This is a genomic window from Bradyrhizobium lablabi, assembly GCF_900141755.1.
In the GTDB taxonomy this organism is placed as follows: domain Bacteria; phylum Pseudomonadota; class Alphaproteobacteria; order Rhizobiales; family Xanthobacteraceae; genus Bradyrhizobium; species Bradyrhizobium lablabi_A.
In genome coordinates this window covers 7375802-7390480 of the sequence record NZ_LT670844.1, presented here as the reverse complement: position 1 = coordinate 7390480, position 14679 = coordinate 7375802, and the positions used below count along the sequence as shown (strand labels likewise).

The window sequence follows — 14679 nt, the reverse complement described above, 5'->3', positions numbered from 1 at the left end:
CGGTTTTTGGCAATAAAAAAATTTTCGTGCTCCCCCGCTTTGCGCCGCATCGAGGCTCGCCAAAACCGGTTTTTTGCGCGAATCGCGCGCGACTGATTCGCAACTGGGCGACCTCCACCGTGGCGCGATCCGTCGCCGCGTATGATGAATGATTGGTGCACGCGCGTGACGCGCGCGATGCAAGATGCCGGCGACGACGCGTCGCCGCGTCGCCGTGCGGCGTTCAGAGGCCGAGCTTCGACTTGAGCAGTTCGTTGACGGCTTGCGGGTTGGCCTTGCCGCCGGACGATTTCATCACCTGGCCGACGAACCATTGCACCGCCGCCGGCTTGGCTTTGGCCTGCGCGACCTTGTCCGGATTGGCGGCGATGATGTCGTCGACCACCTTCTCGATCGCGCTCAAGTCCGTGACCTGCTTCATGCCGCGCGTCTCGACCAGCGCGCGCGGATCGCCGCCCTCGCTCCAGACGATCTCGAACAGGTCTTTTGCAATTTTGCCGGAGATGGTGCCCTCACCGATCAGATCGACGACGGCCCCAAGCTGTTCGGCCGAGACCGGCGACGACGAGATGTCGCGGCCTTCCTTGTTGAGCCGCCCGAACAGCTCGTTGATCACCCAGTTGGCGGCAAGCTTGCCGTCGCGGGCCTTGTGCGCGAGTTTTGTCAGCACGGTTTCATAGAAATCCGCGCTCTCGCGCTCGGCGACCAGCACGCTCGCATCATACGGCGAGAGGCCGAAATCGGCGATGAAGCGGGACTTCTTCTGGTCGGGCAGTTCCGGCAGGTTTGCCTTTAGGCCGGCGACATAGGCCTCGCTGAATTCCAGCGGCAACAGGTCGGGATCGGGGAAATAGCGGTAGTCATGCGCCTCTTCCTTGGAACGCATCGACCGCGTCTCGCCCTTGTTGGGGTCGTACAGGCGCGTTTCCTGCTCGATCTGCCCGCCATCCTCCAGGATCTCGATCTGGCGCCGTGCTTCGTACTCGATCGCCTGCCCGATGAAGTTGATCGAGTTCATGTTCTTGATCTCGCATCGGGTGCCGAGCTCCGCGCCGGGCTTGCGAACGGAGACGTTGACGTCCGCGCGCAGGTTCCCCTTCTCCATGTCGCCGTCGCAGGTACCGAGATAGCGCAGGATCGACCGCACCTTGGTCACATAGGCCTTGGCCTGCTCAGCGTCGCGGATGTCCGGCTTGGAGACGATCTCCATCAGCGCCACGCCTGAGCGGTTGAGGTCGACAAAGGACATCGACGGCGACTGGTCATGCAGCAATTTGGCGGCGTCCTGCTCCAGGTGCAGCCGTTCGATGCCGATGGTGGCGGTCTTGCCGCCACCGAGTTCGACCGTGACCTCGCCCTCGCCGACGATCGGCGACTTGTACTGGCTGATCTGGTAGCCCTGAGGCGAGTCCGGATAGAAATAGTTCTTGCGGTCGAACACCGAGCGCCGGTTGATCTGCGCGTTCAGGCCGAGCCCGGTACGCACCGCCTGCCGGACGCATTCCTCGTTGATGACAGGCAGCATGCCCGGCATTGCCGCATCGACCAGCGAGACATGGCTGTTCGGCTCGCCGCCGAATTCGGTCGAGGCCCCGGAAAACAGCTTTGACTTCGAGGTGACCTGGGCATGGACTTCCAGCCCGATCACCATCTCCCAGTCGCCGGTTGAGCCTTTGATCAATTTGCCGTTCGCCGCACTCATGCTCGTCCCTCAAGCAGCTTCGCAACCATCTGCTCCCATTCGGTCTCGAGCGAACCGGTCGCAACCGGCTTTGCCGCCCGCCGGTACCAATAACCGGCGTTGCCGAGGTCGCCTTCGACGCGGTGCAGATAGGCATGCACCCAGGCCGCCTCAATGGTTTCCTCGTCCTGCACGATCTTGTGCGCCCGGTCCCAGCCGCCTTTGGCGGCCCACCACAAGGCGGCCAGCGGCGCGTCGAGACCTTGCGCCGGTGCCGCGCCGGAAACACTGGCTTTGAACTCGGCCATCTTCACCACCACCTCGCCGGGGTAAAACGTCCCGCCGCCTGCTCGATCACCTCGCCGAGCGAAAACAGCGTCTCCTCGTCGAACGGACGACCGATCAATTGCAGGCCGAGCGGCAGGCCTTGGGCGTCCTTGCCGGCGGGAACGGCGATGCCGGGCAGCCCCGCCATGTTCACCGTCACGGTAAAGATGTCGTTGAGGTACATTTCCACGGGGTCGGCGCCCTTCTCCCCGATGCCGAACGCTGACGACGGCGTCGCCGGCGTCAGGATCGCGTTCACGCCTTTGGCAAAGCAGTCTTCAAAATCTTTCTTGATCAGGGTGCGGACCTTTTGCGCGCGCAGATAATACGCGTCGTAATAGCCGGCCGAGAGCACATAGGTGCCGATCATGACGCGGCGGCGGACTTCCGCCCCAAATCCCTCGGCGCGCGTGTCCTCGTACATTTCGCCGATCGAGCGCCCGGGCACGCGCAGGCCGTAACGCACGCCATCATAGCGCGCGAGGTTCGAGGAGGCTTCCGCGGGCGCGACGATGTAATAGGCCGGCAGCGCGTACTTTGTATGGGGCAGCGAGACGTCGACCAGCTCGGCGCCGGCGGCCTTCAGCCAGGCCGCCCCCTCGCTCCAGAGTTTTTCGATTTCCGGCGCCATCCCGTCGAGGCGATATTCCTTGGGAATGCCGATCTTCATGCCGTTCACGGACTTTCCAATCGCCGTCTCGTAATCCGGCACGGGAACATCGACTGACGTAGTGTCCTTGGGGTCGTGGCCGGCCATCGAGCGCATCAGGATCGCCGCGTCGCGCACCGAGCGCGCAATCGGGCCGGCCTGATCGAGCGAGGAGGCAAACGCCACGATGCCCCAGCGCGAGCAGCGGCCGTAGGTCGGCTTGAGGCCCACGGTCGCGGTGAACGCCGCCGGCTGGCGGATCGAGCCGCCGGTGTCGGTCGCGGTCGCGCCCATGCACAATAAGGCCGCCACCGCCGCCGCCGAGCCGCCGGAAGAGCCGCCGGGCACCAGATCGGTATTGGCGCCCTCGCGCCGCCACGGATTGACGACGGGGCCGAAGCACGAGGTTTCATTGGACGAGCCCATCGCGAACTCGTCATTGTTGAGCTTGCCGAGCAACACGGCGCCGTCGCGCCAGAGCTGCGAGGTGATGGTCGATTCGTAAGGAGGCACGAAATTACCGAGGATCTTTGAGCAGGCGGTAGTGCGCAGGTCCTTGGTCGCGAACAAATCCTTGATGCCGAGCGGAATCCCCGCAAGCGGTCCGCCCTCGCCCTTTCCGATTTTCGCATCGGCCTCGCGCGCCATGGCGCGGGCCTGATCCGGCGTTTCCAGCACAAAGGCATTGAGCGCACGCGCGGCCTCGATCGCCTCGAGGTGAGCGCTTGTCAGTTCAAGCGACGTAAAGGACTTGTTCGCGAGGCCGTCTCGAGCCTCGGCGAGCGTCAGCGATGTCAAATCGGTCATTTATTAACCGGGCTGCAGAAGAATGGAGACAGCGTCTTGTCGTTGGCCGAGTCATCGCGCAAAGCCTTGCCGCTCGCTCTGTCGGCGGCTTCCAGCGCATCGAGCACCGCGTCGACCGCCTTGTCGGGATCGGCAGCCTTGCCCTGCCGCTCCATCGCGTCGAGATAGTTCATATAGGCCTGATAGGCCTTTTCATCGTCGCAGAGCAGACACATCGGATTTCCAGTCTCGAAGATTCCAGTGCTTGGCGCGCTTCCTTTGCGCGAATGTAATTATTCGACCACTTTCGGCACGAGGAAAAAATGGTCTTCGGTGGCCGGCGCGTTGCGGACGATATCGTCCGGGATCCCGCCATCATTGACCACGTCCGGGCGCTTCTTCATGGCCATCGGCGTGACCGAGGTCATCGGTTCGACGCCATCGACATTGACCTCCGACAATTGCTCGACAAAGTCGAGCATCGCGTTCAGTTCCTCCTGCAGGTGCGGAACCTCGTTTTCAGCGACCGCAATCCGCGCCAGATGGGCGATACGGCGGACGGTGGCGGCGTCGACGGACATTATATAGGCCTTTGCGGCGGGAAATTGAGCCCGCCGTATAGCAGACGGGGCTTTTGCGCCGCAACCGCGGGATGGGCTGCTAGCGCGCCATCTGGCTCAGCCGCGCCAGTGCCGCGCCGGCCAAAGCCCGGGTCAGGTCGGCCGCCGGCATCTCGCGGCCGAGCCGCACCGCTTGTCCCGCCCAAAGATTGGTGAAATCGACCTTGCCGAGTTTTTCGGCAGCCGCTTTCAGGGGCGCCAGTCCCGTGGCGGCGTGGGGAAACGCCGGCGCGTCGGCCGAAATCGGGCCGACCTCGCGCATCACCCGGTTGGCGACGCCGCGCGCGGGACGCCCGGTCATGACATTGGTGATGACGGTGGAATCATCCCGCGCCTGCGCGAGCGCCGTGCGCGCCGGGGCAATCACCCTGGATTCCGGGCAGCGCAGATAGGCGGTGCCGATCTGGACGCCGGCCGCCCCCAGCGCGAAGGCGGCCGCGATCCCCCGCCCGTCGGCGACGCCGCCCGCCGCGATCACGGGGACCCTCACCGCGTCGACCACCTGGGGCACCAGCGCGAAGGTGCCGGGCTGCTCACTGATGTTTTCGGTCAGGAACATGCCGCGATGGCCGCCGGCCTCCGCGCCTTGGGCGATGATGGCGTCGGCGCCGTTCTCCTCGAGCCAGATCGCCTCCTTCACCGTGGTCGCCGACGAGATCACGACCGAGCCGGCCGCCTTGACCCGCTTCATGAGCGCCTGATCCGGCAGGCCGAAATGGAAGCTGACCACTTCGGGCTTCAGTTCCTCGACCAATTCGCACATCGCCGCGTCGAACGGCGCGCGGTTGGCGGCGTTGACCGGTGCCGCCGGGTCGAGCCCGAGCTCCTTATAATAAGGCGCAAGCCGTTGCTTCCACCCGGCCTCGCGCTTGGGATCGGCATCGACGCTTTTGTGGCAAACGAAGTTCATGTTGACCGGCGCCGACACGCGCTGGCGGATGATATTGACCTGCTCGCGCGCCATCTCCACTGAGAGCATCGCGCAGGGCAGCGAGCCGAGCGCTCCGCCCTGCGCCGCCGCGATCACGAGGTCCGCGTCCATCACGCCCGCCATCGGCGCCTGCACGATCGGAAGCTCGGTCTTGATCAATTTGAGAAGTCGGCGGTCCGGCCACATGGTGTGCTCATTCGTTCGAATGGATTGGCGCGAGCATCGTAACATGCATCGCAGGGAGTGACACCGGCCCGCGCGTTAGCCTCGCAAGGCCCCGGAGGAGTTACGCCTTCCGAGAAGTATCTGCTCTGCCTCGGTGGCAATGCGATCGACAATCTCGGCCGCGCTGGGAATGTCGTGGATCAGCCCGACAGCCTCGCCGGCGATCACTGCCGCGATATCGAAATTGCCGGCGGCCTTGGCGGCCGCATATTCGGCGGCGACCGTGTTCACATTCTGCAAGAGTTCCAGTTCGCGGCCCGACCAGCGCCGCGCATGATCGTTGATCAGGCAACGTCCGGTAAACGGCGCCGGCCAGACATTGTTGCGGGACATATCGAAAATGATGCCGCGCGTGGTGCCGCCGCTCCTTGCGGCGCAGATCCGTCTCTTGGCCTCCTCCGCGCCGTCCGCCTCCTGACTGGCATAGAATCGGGTCCCCAAGAGAACGCCGGCGGCACCGAGCATCATCATGGCCGCCAGCCCGCGGCCGTCGGCAATGCCGCCGGCTGCGACGACTGGCGCGCGGCCGGCCGCAAGATCGACAATGGACGTCACGATATCGATGGTGGTGCGGGAGGCGCCGTGGCCGCCGGCCTCCGAGCCCTGTGCGATGAGAATATCGGCGCCTGCTTCCAGCGCCTGCTCGGCCATGTCCTCGCTTTGCACCTGGCAGATCAACCGCGCGCCCGCGGCCTTGATCCGGCGCGCAAATGGCCTGGGATCGCCGAACGACAGCATCACCGCGCGAGGTTGCGCATCGAGCGCGACGTCCAACAGCTCGGGCTGCTTTGCCAGGCTCCAGGTGATGAAGCCGATGCCGAACGGGGCCGACACCTCTGTGAGCCTGGCGGTCTCCCGTTCCAGCCAGGCTCGCTCGCCGTAACCGCCGCCGAGAATTCCAAAACCTCCGGCGTTGCTGACGGCCTCGGTCAGGCGGGCGGCGGAAACAACATCCATCGGCGCCAGCAGGATCGGGTGCCGGATACCCAGGAGAGCAGTGAGCGATGCGTCGTTCGGCATATCCAATCCTCTTCCCGATCTGGACAGCGAGAATAGTCGCGGCTATCGTTCTCGATAAATGATTTCTTGCGAACGCTACCATCTCTAAAATGAAACGGGGCCGATGCCATGGAACTGTCCGATCTGATGACGTTTGCAACGGTGGCACGCACCGGCGGCATCACCCGCGCCGCCGACGAACTCAACACGGTTCAATCGAACGTCACCCAGCGGGTGAAGGCGCTTGAGGCCGAAATCGGAACACCATTATTTGAGCGGCACAGCCGCGGCATGACGCCGACCGGCGCCGGCCGCCGGCTGCTGCCCTATGCCCAGCGCATGGCGGCGCTGTTGCGCGAGGCCGTGCTGGCCGCGCGTGACGACGGCGAACCGAAAGGGCCGCTTTCGATCGGCTCGATGGAGACGACGGCCGCCGTGCGCCTGCCGTCGCTGCTCGCCGATTTTCATCGGCGTTTTCCAGCGGTGCAGCTGAGCCTCCGAACAGCGACCACCGCCGATCTGGTCGCTGCCGTTCTCGACGGTACGCTCGACGGCGCCTTTGTCGCGGGCCCAATCGATCACGCTGAGCTCGCGGTCACCACGGCCTTCAGGGAAGAGCTGGTGCTGGTGACGGCAGGCCGCTGGAAAAGTCTCGCGGCGCTCCGCGCCGGCACGAGCGAATCCGGTCCGACGGCGCTGGTGTTCCGCACCGGCTGCACCTACCGGCAGCGGCTTGAGCAGGTGTTCACGGAATTCGGCTGGCCGTCCGCCGCGCGGTTCGAATTCGGCACGCTCGACGGCATGATCGGCTGCGTCGCGGCCGACATGGGCGTCACGCTGCTGCCGCGCGCCGTCGTCGAGCGCCGCGATCTCGCCGGCAGCATCCATCTCCACGCACTCAGGGCGTCGCAGTCGCGGGTCGATACTCTCTTTATTCGGCGCCGCAGCACCCATCAATACAGCGCGCTGCAAGGTCTCATCAGCTGCCTGGCGAAAAATGGCGAGGTCAAAGCGGCCTGACGCTCCAGCGCCGCAGCGCCACTACCGCCCAGATCGCCTCGACCAGCCCGAACGGCCAGGCGCCCTGCAGAAATCCGTAAGCCGAGCCCAGCGCGCAGGCGACGGCAAACGCCAGCACGAACCAGCGGCTGCGGTCCTCCAGCGCGTAGCACACGAGCATCAACGTCACCGCGAACAATCCGAATAAAGTCAGCCGGTCCATTCCCAACCTTTCCCGCAAAGCCTAACGCATGTTATGCGAACGCCATGGCTGCCCTCATCCTACCCTTGACCGACGCCGTCGTGCACTGGCCTGCGCGAGGCGCGCTGGTTGGACTCGATTTGGGCACCAAGACCATCGGGGTCGCGGTATCCGATCCCGATCGCAAGCTCGCGACCGGCGTCGAAACCATCCAGCGCAAGGCATTCAAGGCCGACGCGGCGCGGCTGCTCGCCATCGCCGGCGAGCGCAATGCCGTTGGTTTTGTGCTTGGCCTGCCCGTCAACATGGATGCCAGCGAGGGTCCGCGCGCGCAATCGACCCGGGCGTTTGCCCGCAATCTTGCAAAACTGACCGATCTGACGATTGCCCTATGGGACGAGCGGCTGTCTACCGTGGCCGTCGAGCGCGAACTGATCGGCATGGACATGAGCCGCGCCCGCCGCGCGGAGGTGATCGACGAGCACGCCGCGATCTTCATCCTGCAGGGCGCGCTCGACCGGCTGGCGAATTTGCGTGGATAGCTGAGCGTTACCGCGCCGCAACCCGCTCGCGCTCAGGCGTAGGCGACGATCAGCGCGACCTCAATGACGGCTGCCAGATTGATGGCAGAATGAATAATCACGGTCAGCCAGGTCGAGCCGTAGCGGTAGCGGAGGTAACCGAGCAACAGGCCGATGGTGAATATCTCGGAGACGTAGAACAGGTTATACTGGGTGTGCGCGGCAGCCCAAACCGCCGAACTCAGCACGATGGCGCCTGTGGGACGCAGGAAGGATTGCGACCAGCCGCGAAAAAGAAAGCCTCGCACGAAAAACTCTTCCGTGACCGGCGCGGCGATGCACATCGCGATCAGGTAAACCGGCAACCAGCCAGTCGCTCGCGCGCTCATGTAGCCGTTGATCACAAACGCCGGGGCCTTTTGGCCCGTCAGATACGCGATAGCCAGCCAAACGAGCAAAAACGCGCACGTCATCGCAAGCCCGCGCGCAAGCTCGCGGCCGCTTGGCCAACGCAATGCAAGATAATCGGCAAACCGCTGCCGCGCGAGCCGGATCGCGCCCCAAAGTACGGCAAGCACGAAGGGACCGGCCATGATCGCGGCGAGAGCCAACCAAGCGCCGTCATAAATCAAGGCGCGCAATTCCTCGGGCGTGTGTGGCACAACGCACACCCAACAGGCAAGCAGTACGAGGAAGGTCAGAGTCGCGGCAATCGACTGGACGAGGCAGGCGATCACTGCAAAAAACGCTGTGCCCCAAAAATACCACGTGCGAGGTCGACGCAGCGCGGCCGCCACGGCAATCGGAACGGTCGGGACGATCCAGGGCGCAGATTCCGGCAGGGATAGCATCCCGGTCTCCTCCGCCGTTAGTTGCGCCGCAGCGGAGCTTGGTTCGATCACAAGTGCCTAGGTTTGCCCCGCCAGCCAGATGCTCTGTGCCACCGCACCGAGATTGTTCAGGCCGTGCAGGCCGCGGTAGAGAAAGCCACGCGCGAAAAGCTCTTCCGAGATCGGCGCGGCGACGCAGAAGGCGAGGATCAGGAGCCACAGCACGCCGCGCCGAGGTGATCGACGAGCACGCGGCGATCTTCATCCTGCAGGGCGCGCTCGACCGGCTGGCAAATCTGCGGGAGAAGCGCTGAGATCGTTGAGGATGGGGGTCGTTCTTGCGGCGCCTGTGGCAGCTCGCCTGCTGATCGTCCCAGGATGTGTGTCGAAGCAAAGATCAGAAATAAGCGACCATCACCGCGGTCCACAGAATGACCGCGAGGTTGAAGAACCCGTGAGTCATCACCGTGAGCCATGTCGAATTGCTGCGATATCGCAGATAACCGAAAATCAGCCCGACGAGGAAGATTTGCGAAATATAGTACCAATTATACTGCTGGTGCATGGCCGCCCAAAGCGCCGATGACAGGACAATGGCGCCGGTGGGACCGAGGAACGATTTCGACCAGCCGCGAAAAAGGAAGCCGCGCACCGTAAATTCTTCGGTAATTGGCGCAGCGACGCACAATGCAATCAGCACCAGCCACAACGATCCGGCGTCTTTCCCGGTCCGGTACATATCGACCACGAAGGCAGGTGTCTGCTGCCCCACGAGATAGGAAAGCAGCTTCCACACCAGAAAAAAACCGAATGTGATCGCGAGACCGCGCGCAAGCGCGCCACGGCTCGGCCAGCGCAGCGCGAGGTAACTCGCGAATCGGCGCCGGGCGATCCGGATCGCGATCCAGAGCACAGCAAGCACGAATGGGCTTGCGGCGATGGTCATAGCGGCCATGGGGCCAGCTTGATGAAAGAACTCTCTGAACTCCGCTTCGGAGGATAAGCCATATCGGATCGCCGCCGCGATCAGCATTAGTGTCTGTGCAAGCAACATCACGCCATAGGCAAGCAGCCCGAAGATCGCGGTGCCCAGAAAATACCAGGTGCGGGGCAAGCGCGGCGTGGCCATGATTGGCGGTAAATGCGTTTCGACCGATGACATAGGCTTTGGTCGCACCGAGCTTCGGGCCGGTTCGAAACCGGCAGCTCGTTACTGCCCGGTCAGCAGGATGGTCTGCACCACCGCGGCAAAATTATTCATCCCGTGCAGGATGACCGTCAGCCAGGTCGAATTGAAGCGATAGCGGAGATAGCCGAGCAACAGCCCGATCGAAAACACTTCGCATAGGAAGAACCAGTCATATTGCAGATGCAGCACCGTCCATACCAGCGACGACAGGAAGATGGCGCCTATCGGCCCAAGAAACGACTCCGACCAGCCGCGGTAGAGAAAGCCGCGGGCGAAAAATTCCTCCGAGATCGGCGCCGCGACGCAGAAGGCGAACAGCAACAGCCACAGCGCGCCGGCGGCGCGCGCCGATTTCAGGACATCGCCCATGAACCCGGGTTCGACCTCGCGGCCGGTCGCGCGCGAGACCATGTCCCAGCCCATCACCAGCACGAACAGCGCGATAGCACCGAACAGAAGGCTGCGCCACGATGGCCAGCGCAACGCGAGATAATCGGCAAACGGCGTGCCGGAGATGCGGATCGCAACCCACAGCGCGGCGAGAACAGCGGGCAAACCTGTGATCACGGACAGCGAAATTGTGAGGCCACCGCCGACGACACGGATCATGGCGGCCATATCGAGCGGCCCCTCCTGCCGCAGGATGAACCATCCGATGACCGCGAGCTGTCCGACGAACATCGCGGCAAAGACGAACAGGCCCCACAGCAGGGTGCCCCAGAATTTCCAGATGCGTGGCGGGCGTTCGGTGCGGATGATCGGGGCGGGCGTTACCGGATCGGCGGGAGTGAGGGAATCCATCAATCGACTTTCAAATGTTAGTTGCCGTCATGTCCGGCCAAAGCAGTCTGCCTTGCGCAGACTGCGTAAACTTGTCTGCGATGCCGGGCATCCACGTCTTTCTTGAATGCGAGTGAAAGACGTGATGGCCGGGACATCTGCGCGAAGACGCGCTTCGCGCTTTTGCCCGGCCATGACAAAGACGCGCGGCAATTGGTCCGTCATCACGGCAGCGCCCGCTCCAGGAGACCCCTGATATCGTTGGCCGCGAGATCGACGGCGCCGAACATGCTGGCGTGGTTCTGAGCAAGCCGGGTGCGCGCGAACAGCTCCGCCTGATGCGGCGATGCGTCTTGAAGCGCGGCCGCGGCCGCGAGCAGTGCAAGCTTCTCGACCGCAAGCCGCGCCACGCGCTCGCCATCCGGCCTTCGAAAAACCTTGCCGATGAACACGACCGCCTCGCTTGCGCCCGGCAGGCCCTTGGTTTGCCCGGCCAGGCCCTGCAATACGGCCGAAGCCGCCTCGGGCTCGCGCGACAACGCCCGCAGCACGTCGAGGCACATGACATTGCCCGAGCCTTCCCAGATCGCATTGACCGGCGACTCGCGAAAATGCCGCGCCAAAATGCCCTCTTCGACATAGCCGTTGCCGCCAAGGCACTCCATCGCCTCGTACAAAAATCCCGGCGCGCTTTTGCAGACCCAGTATTTTATGGCGGGCGTCAACAGCCGCATATAGGCCGCCTCGCCCGCTTCCTGCGGCGCGCGGTCGAACGAACGGCAGAGCCGCATCACCAGCGCAATCGTCGCCTCGACATGCAGCGCCATGTCCGAAAGCACCGCCTGCATCAGCGGCTGATCGGCGAGATGTTTTTGGAATACGCTGCGATGCCGCGCGTGATGCAGCGCATGCGCAAGCCCGGACCGCATCAGGCCGGCGGAGGCGATCGCGCAATCCTGCCGCGTCAATTGCACCATCTGGATGATGGTGCGGATGCCCTTGCCCTCGTCGCCGACGCGCAGGGCATGGGTACCATGGAACTCGACTTCCGAGGATGCGTTGGAGCGGTTGCCGAGCTTGTCCTTCAAACGCTGGAACTGAATCGCATTCACCGATCCGTCCGGCCTGAAGCGCGGCATGAAGAAACAGGTCAGGCCGTCATCGGCCTGCGCCAGCACCAGAAAAGCGTCGCACATCGGCGCCGACATGAACCATTTATGCCCGGTGACGGAATAGGCGTCGCCGTCGCGCGCAGCCCGGGTCATGTTCGAGCGCACGTCAGTGCCGCCCTGCTTCTCGGTCATGCCCATGCCGAGCGTCACGCCGCGTTTGGTCGGCCACGGCGCGAAGCTTGGATCGTAGGCGCGCGTGGCGATGACCGGCATCACCTTCGCCAGCAGATCCGGCTGCGCCGCCAGTGCCGCGACCGAGGCGCGCGTCATGGTGATCGGGCATAGATGCCCGGTCTCGACTCCTGCTGCCATATAGAATTTTGCGGCACGCACGACTTCGGAAGCACCTCCGGCCGGCTTGCCGTCGGCGGTCCAGGTCGAATTGTGCATGCCGGCATGGGCGCTACGCGCCATCAATTCGTGATAGGCTGGGTGAAACTCGACCTCGTCGCGCCTGACGCCGCGGGCGTCGAACGTACGAAGCTTGGGGCTGTTCTCATTGGCGACGCGGCCCCGCGCCGCCATCGCGGCTGACCCCCAGTGCTGCCCGAATGCGGATAATTCTTTCTCCGCATCTTTGCCGCCATTGGCCGCGACGGCCTCCGCCAGCGGCCGGTCCAGCGCGTACAGATCGACGTCCTCGAACGGCGGCGACTGATTGAACACCTCGTGGGTGGCGAATGTGGCTTGCGTCATCGAACTTTCCTGATCGAAGGCACTATGTTGCAACGACGGCGGTGAGCTCCCTCTCCCCCTGTGGGAGTGGGTTGGGGTGAGGGGTCACGGTCTATCGATAGGCCGTAACCCCTCACCCGGATCGCATCTTCGATGCGATCCGACCTCTCCAACGGGGGGAGAGGTGAAGATTGACGAAACTCTATCTGAATCGCGCCTCGATCGGAAAATCATACGCGGGCCCGCCCGCACCCGGCAGCGAAAAATGCCACCATTCCTTCGAATAATTTACAAAACCTTGCTTCGCCATGGCCGAAACCAGCACGTTCCGCCACCGCCGCTGGTCCGAGGTGATCAACCGCGCCGCGGTGTGCGCCTTGACGTCGGAACAATCATAACCGGTACCCATATCGACGCTTGCTTCCGGCGCGCGGGCGCTGGTGGGCGCGGTGCAGTCGGCGTAGGCTCTGCCGGGATCGAAGGCGGCTGAATTGTCGGCCTTCAAATCCACCAAGGTCAGGTCGACCGCGGCACCGGTGGAATGGCCGGAATGCTCGGCGATGTAGCCGAGCCGGAACAGGTCCTTCTTGCGGAACGCCGGATTATACCGCCGCTCGGCCGGCGTCTCCCGGCCGTTCTGCGCCCATATCACCATATCGTGCACCGCGCGCGCCGGGCGGTAACAATCCAGCATCTTCAATGACAGGTGTTGCGGCGCGAGTTCCCGCTGCGCGCGCGCCAGCGCAAGCCCTACGTCGCGCTTCACGACGCAGTCGGCCGCCTCGTAGCCGGCAAGCGGCCGGCCGACGAAATTATTCGATCCGGCATATCGGATGTCCTCGAGGATGGTCGGATCGATGTCGCGCAGATAGACAAAACCGCCGGGCAGGCTCTGCCCGGTCGCTGGCGAGGCGAAGGCAACGACAGCAAGCGCGATCACAATTACTTTCACGAGGGCCAATCCCTCCATTCGTCATGGCCGGGCTTGTCCCGGCCATCCACGTCTTTTTTACGGTTAATAGTGAAAGAAGACGTGGATGCCCGCGACAAGCGCGGGCACGACGAAACCGGGGAAAACTCTTTAGCCCCCTATTCGCCCTTGCCCCGCTCTGCATCTCTGCCTATAGCTCTCGCTTTAATGACCCCTAAATCGAAATCGACCTTCGTCCTCGGTCACCGGCACCTGCTGGGCATTGAGGGGCTTTCCGCCGACGACATCACCGGCCTGCTCGATCTCTCCGAGGAATATGTCGAGCTCAACCGCCAGGTCGACAAAAAGCGCACCTCGCTGCGCGGCCGCACCCAGATCAATCTGTTCTTCGAGGCCTCGACCCGTACGCAATCCTCGTTCGAAATCGCCGGCAAAAGGTTGGGTGCCGACGTCATGAACATGTCGGTGTCCTCCTCCTCGATGCGCAAGGGCGAAACCCTGGTCGATACCGCGGTGACGCTCAACGCCATGCACCCGGACATCCTGGTGGTGCGGCACCATGCCTCCGGCGCGGTGGAACTTTTGGCGCGCAAGGTTGACGGTTCCGTGATCAATGCCGGCGACGGCGCCCATGAGCATCCCACCCAGGCGCTGCTCGATGCGCTCACCATCCGCCGCAACAAGGGCCGGCTCGAGGGGCTCGTGATCGCGATCTGCGGCGACGTCATGCATTCGCGGGTGGCGCGCTCCAATATCATCCTGCTCAACACCATGGGCGCCCGCGTCCGCGTGGTCGCGCCGTCGACGCTTCTGCCGCGCGGCATCGAGCGGATGGGGGTCGAGGTTGCCCGCGACATGCGCCAGGGTCTCGACGGCGCGGACATTGTGATGATGCTGCGGCTGCAGCGCGAGCGCATGAACGGCTCGTTCGTGCCGTCAAGCCAGGAATATTTTCACTATTTTGGCCTCGACCAGAAGAAGCTGGCCTACGCCAAGCCCGATGCGCTGGTGATGCATCCGGGGCCGATGAACCGCGGCGTCGAGATCGACTCCATTGTCGCCGACGGCGCGCAGTCGCTGATCCGCGAGCAGGTCGAAATGGGAGTGGCGGTGCGGATGGCGGTGCTGGAAGCGCTCGCCCGCAACCTGCCGAACGCTTAAG

Annotated in this window: 16 protein-coding genes and 2 pseudogenes; 4 read left to right on the top strand and 14 right to left on the bottom strand. The window is 63.8% G+C overall.

Features of this window, described 5'->3' with window-relative positions; genetic code table 11:
- Positions 1-223 precede the first annotated feature (223 nt).
- From gatB to B5526_RS34510, 7 genes are all read right to left on the bottom strand, one after another.
- On the bottom strand, positions 224-1702 hold the full coding sequence (gatB, locus tag B5526_RS34540; protein ID WP_079544114.1) for an Asp-tRNA(Asn)/Glu-tRNA(Gln) amidotransferase subunit GatB: 1479 nt from the start codon (positions 1700-1702) through the stop codon (positions 224-226).
- Positions 1699-1989: a hypothetical protein gene (locus B5526_RS34535; protein ID WP_172842171.1), complete on the bottom strand. Its 291-nt coding sequence runs from the start codon at positions 1987-1989 to the stop codon at positions 1699-1701. Before B5526_RS34535 ends, gatB begins: the two co-directional genes overlap by 4 nt.
- A 2-nt stretch (positions 1990-1991) precedes the next feature.
- Positions 1992-3464, bottom strand: coding sequence for an Asp-tRNA(Asn)/Glu-tRNA(Gln) amidotransferase subunit GatA (gatA, locus tag B5526_RS34530; protein WP_079544113.1), 1473 nt, complete (start codon positions 3462-3464; stop codon positions 1992-1994).
- Positions 3461-3679: a hypothetical protein gene (locus B5526_RS34525; RefSeq protein WP_079544112.1), complete on the bottom strand. Its 219-nt coding sequence runs from the start codon at positions 3677-3679 to the stop codon at positions 3461-3463. The genes gatA and B5526_RS34525 overlap by 4 nt, the downstream gene beginning before the upstream one ends.
- 57 nt (positions 3680-3736) lie before the next feature.
- Entirely contained in the window at positions 3737-4024 is a 288-nt protein-coding gene (gatC, locus tag B5526_RS34520; protein ID WP_079544111.1) for an Asp-tRNA(Asn)/Glu-tRNA(Gln) amidotransferase subunit GatC, read from the bottom strand.
- Positions 4025-4103: 79 nt separating this feature from the next.
- Positions 4104-5180 (bottom strand): NAD(P)H-dependent flavin oxidoreductase, encoded by a 1077-nt coding sequence (locus B5526_RS34515; protein ID WP_079544110.1) that lies wholly within the window; start codon positions 5178-5180, stop codon positions 4104-4106.
- A 75-nt stretch (positions 5181-5255) separates the two neighbouring features.
- Positions 5256-6239, bottom strand: a complete 984-nt coding sequence (locus tag B5526_RS34510) for an NAD(P)H-dependent flavin oxidoreductase (protein WP_079544109.1) — start codon at positions 6237-6239, stop codon at positions 5256-5258.
- Positions 6240-6347: 108 nt separating this feature from the next.
- Between B5526_RS34510 and B5526_RS34505 the strand changes: the two genes are divergently transcribed.
- Positions 6348-7238 (top strand): LysR family transcriptional regulator, encoded by an 891-nt coding sequence (locus B5526_RS34505; RefSeq protein ID WP_079544108.1) that lies wholly within the window; start codon positions 6348-6350, stop codon positions 7236-7238.
- Here B5526_RS34505 and B5526_RS34500 read toward each other — a convergent pair.
- Entirely contained in the window at positions 7225-7440 is a 216-nt protein-coding gene (locus B5526_RS34500; RefSeq protein ID WP_079544107.1) for a hypothetical protein, read from the bottom strand. The two genes, B5526_RS34505 and B5526_RS34500, sit on opposite strands and share 14 nt — an antisense overlap.
- A 44-nt stretch (positions 7441-7484) precedes the next feature.
- Here B5526_RS34500 and ruvX point away from each other — a divergent pair, with 44 nt between their 5' ends.
- Positions 7485-7961, top strand: coding sequence for a Holliday junction resolvase RuvX (gene ruvX / locus B5526_RS34495; RefSeq protein ID WP_079544106.1), 477 nt, complete (start codon positions 7485-7487; stop codon positions 7959-7961).
- 32 nt (positions 7962-7993) lie between these two features.
- Here the strand turns inward: ruvX and B5526_RS34490 are convergent, their stop codons facing one another.
- Together B5526_RS34490 and B5526_RS34485 are read right to left on the bottom strand one after the other, a co-directional pair.
- Positions 7994-8791, bottom strand: coding sequence for a CPBP family intramembrane glutamic endopeptidase (locus tag B5526_RS34490; protein WP_154071606.1), 798 nt, complete (start codon positions 8789-8791; stop codon positions 7994-7996).
- A gap of 57 nt (positions 8792-8848) precedes the next feature.
- Positions 8849-8998: pseudogene (locus B5526_RS34485) on the bottom strand (CPBP family glutamic-type intramembrane protease); the annotation flags it as partial.
- On the opposite strand from B5526_RS34485, the pseudogene B5526_RS39310 reads away from it, so the two are divergent.
- A pseudogene (locus B5526_RS39310) lies at positions 8992-9084 on the top strand (Holliday junction resolvase RuvX); the annotation flags it as partial. The pseudogenes B5526_RS34485 and B5526_RS39310 sit on opposite strands and share 7 nt — an antisense overlap.
- Before the next feature lie 83 nt (positions 9085-9167).
- On the opposite strand, the gene B5526_RS34475 reads toward B5526_RS39310, so the two are convergent.
- From B5526_RS34475 to B5526_RS34460, 4 genes are all read right to left on the bottom strand, one after another.
- Positions 9168-9899 (bottom strand): CPBP family intramembrane glutamic endopeptidase, encoded by a 732-nt coding sequence (locus B5526_RS34475; protein WP_172842170.1) that lies wholly within the window; start codon positions 9897-9899, stop codon positions 9168-9170.
- 81 nt (positions 9900-9980) lie between these two features.
- Positions 9981-10760 (bottom strand): CPBP family intramembrane glutamic endopeptidase, encoded by a 780-nt coding sequence (locus tag B5526_RS34470; protein WP_079544102.1) that lies wholly within the window; start codon positions 10758-10760, stop codon positions 9981-9983.
- Between the two features lie 203 nt (positions 10761-10963).
- Positions 10964-12607 carry an acyl-CoA dehydrogenase family protein gene (locus tag B5526_RS34465; RefSeq protein ID WP_079544101.1) on the bottom strand — a complete coding sequence of 548 codons (1644 nt, stop codon included), beginning with the start codon at positions 12605-12607 and terminating at the stop codon, positions 10964-10966.
- A gap of 181 nt (positions 12608-12788) precedes the next feature.
- Entirely contained in the window at positions 12789-13556 is a 768-nt protein-coding gene (locus B5526_RS34460) for a M15 family metallopeptidase (protein WP_079544100.1), read from the bottom strand.
- A gap of 168 nt (positions 13557-13724) precedes the next feature.
- Between B5526_RS34460 and B5526_RS34455 the strand changes: the two genes are divergently transcribed.
- The gene (locus B5526_RS34455) at positions 13725-14678 is read left to right on the top strand and encodes an aspartate carbamoyltransferase catalytic subunit (protein ID WP_079544099.1); all 954 of its coding nucleotides are present in this window, start codon (positions 13725-13727) and stop codon (positions 14676-14678) included.
- Position 14679: the final 1 nt, after the last annotated feature.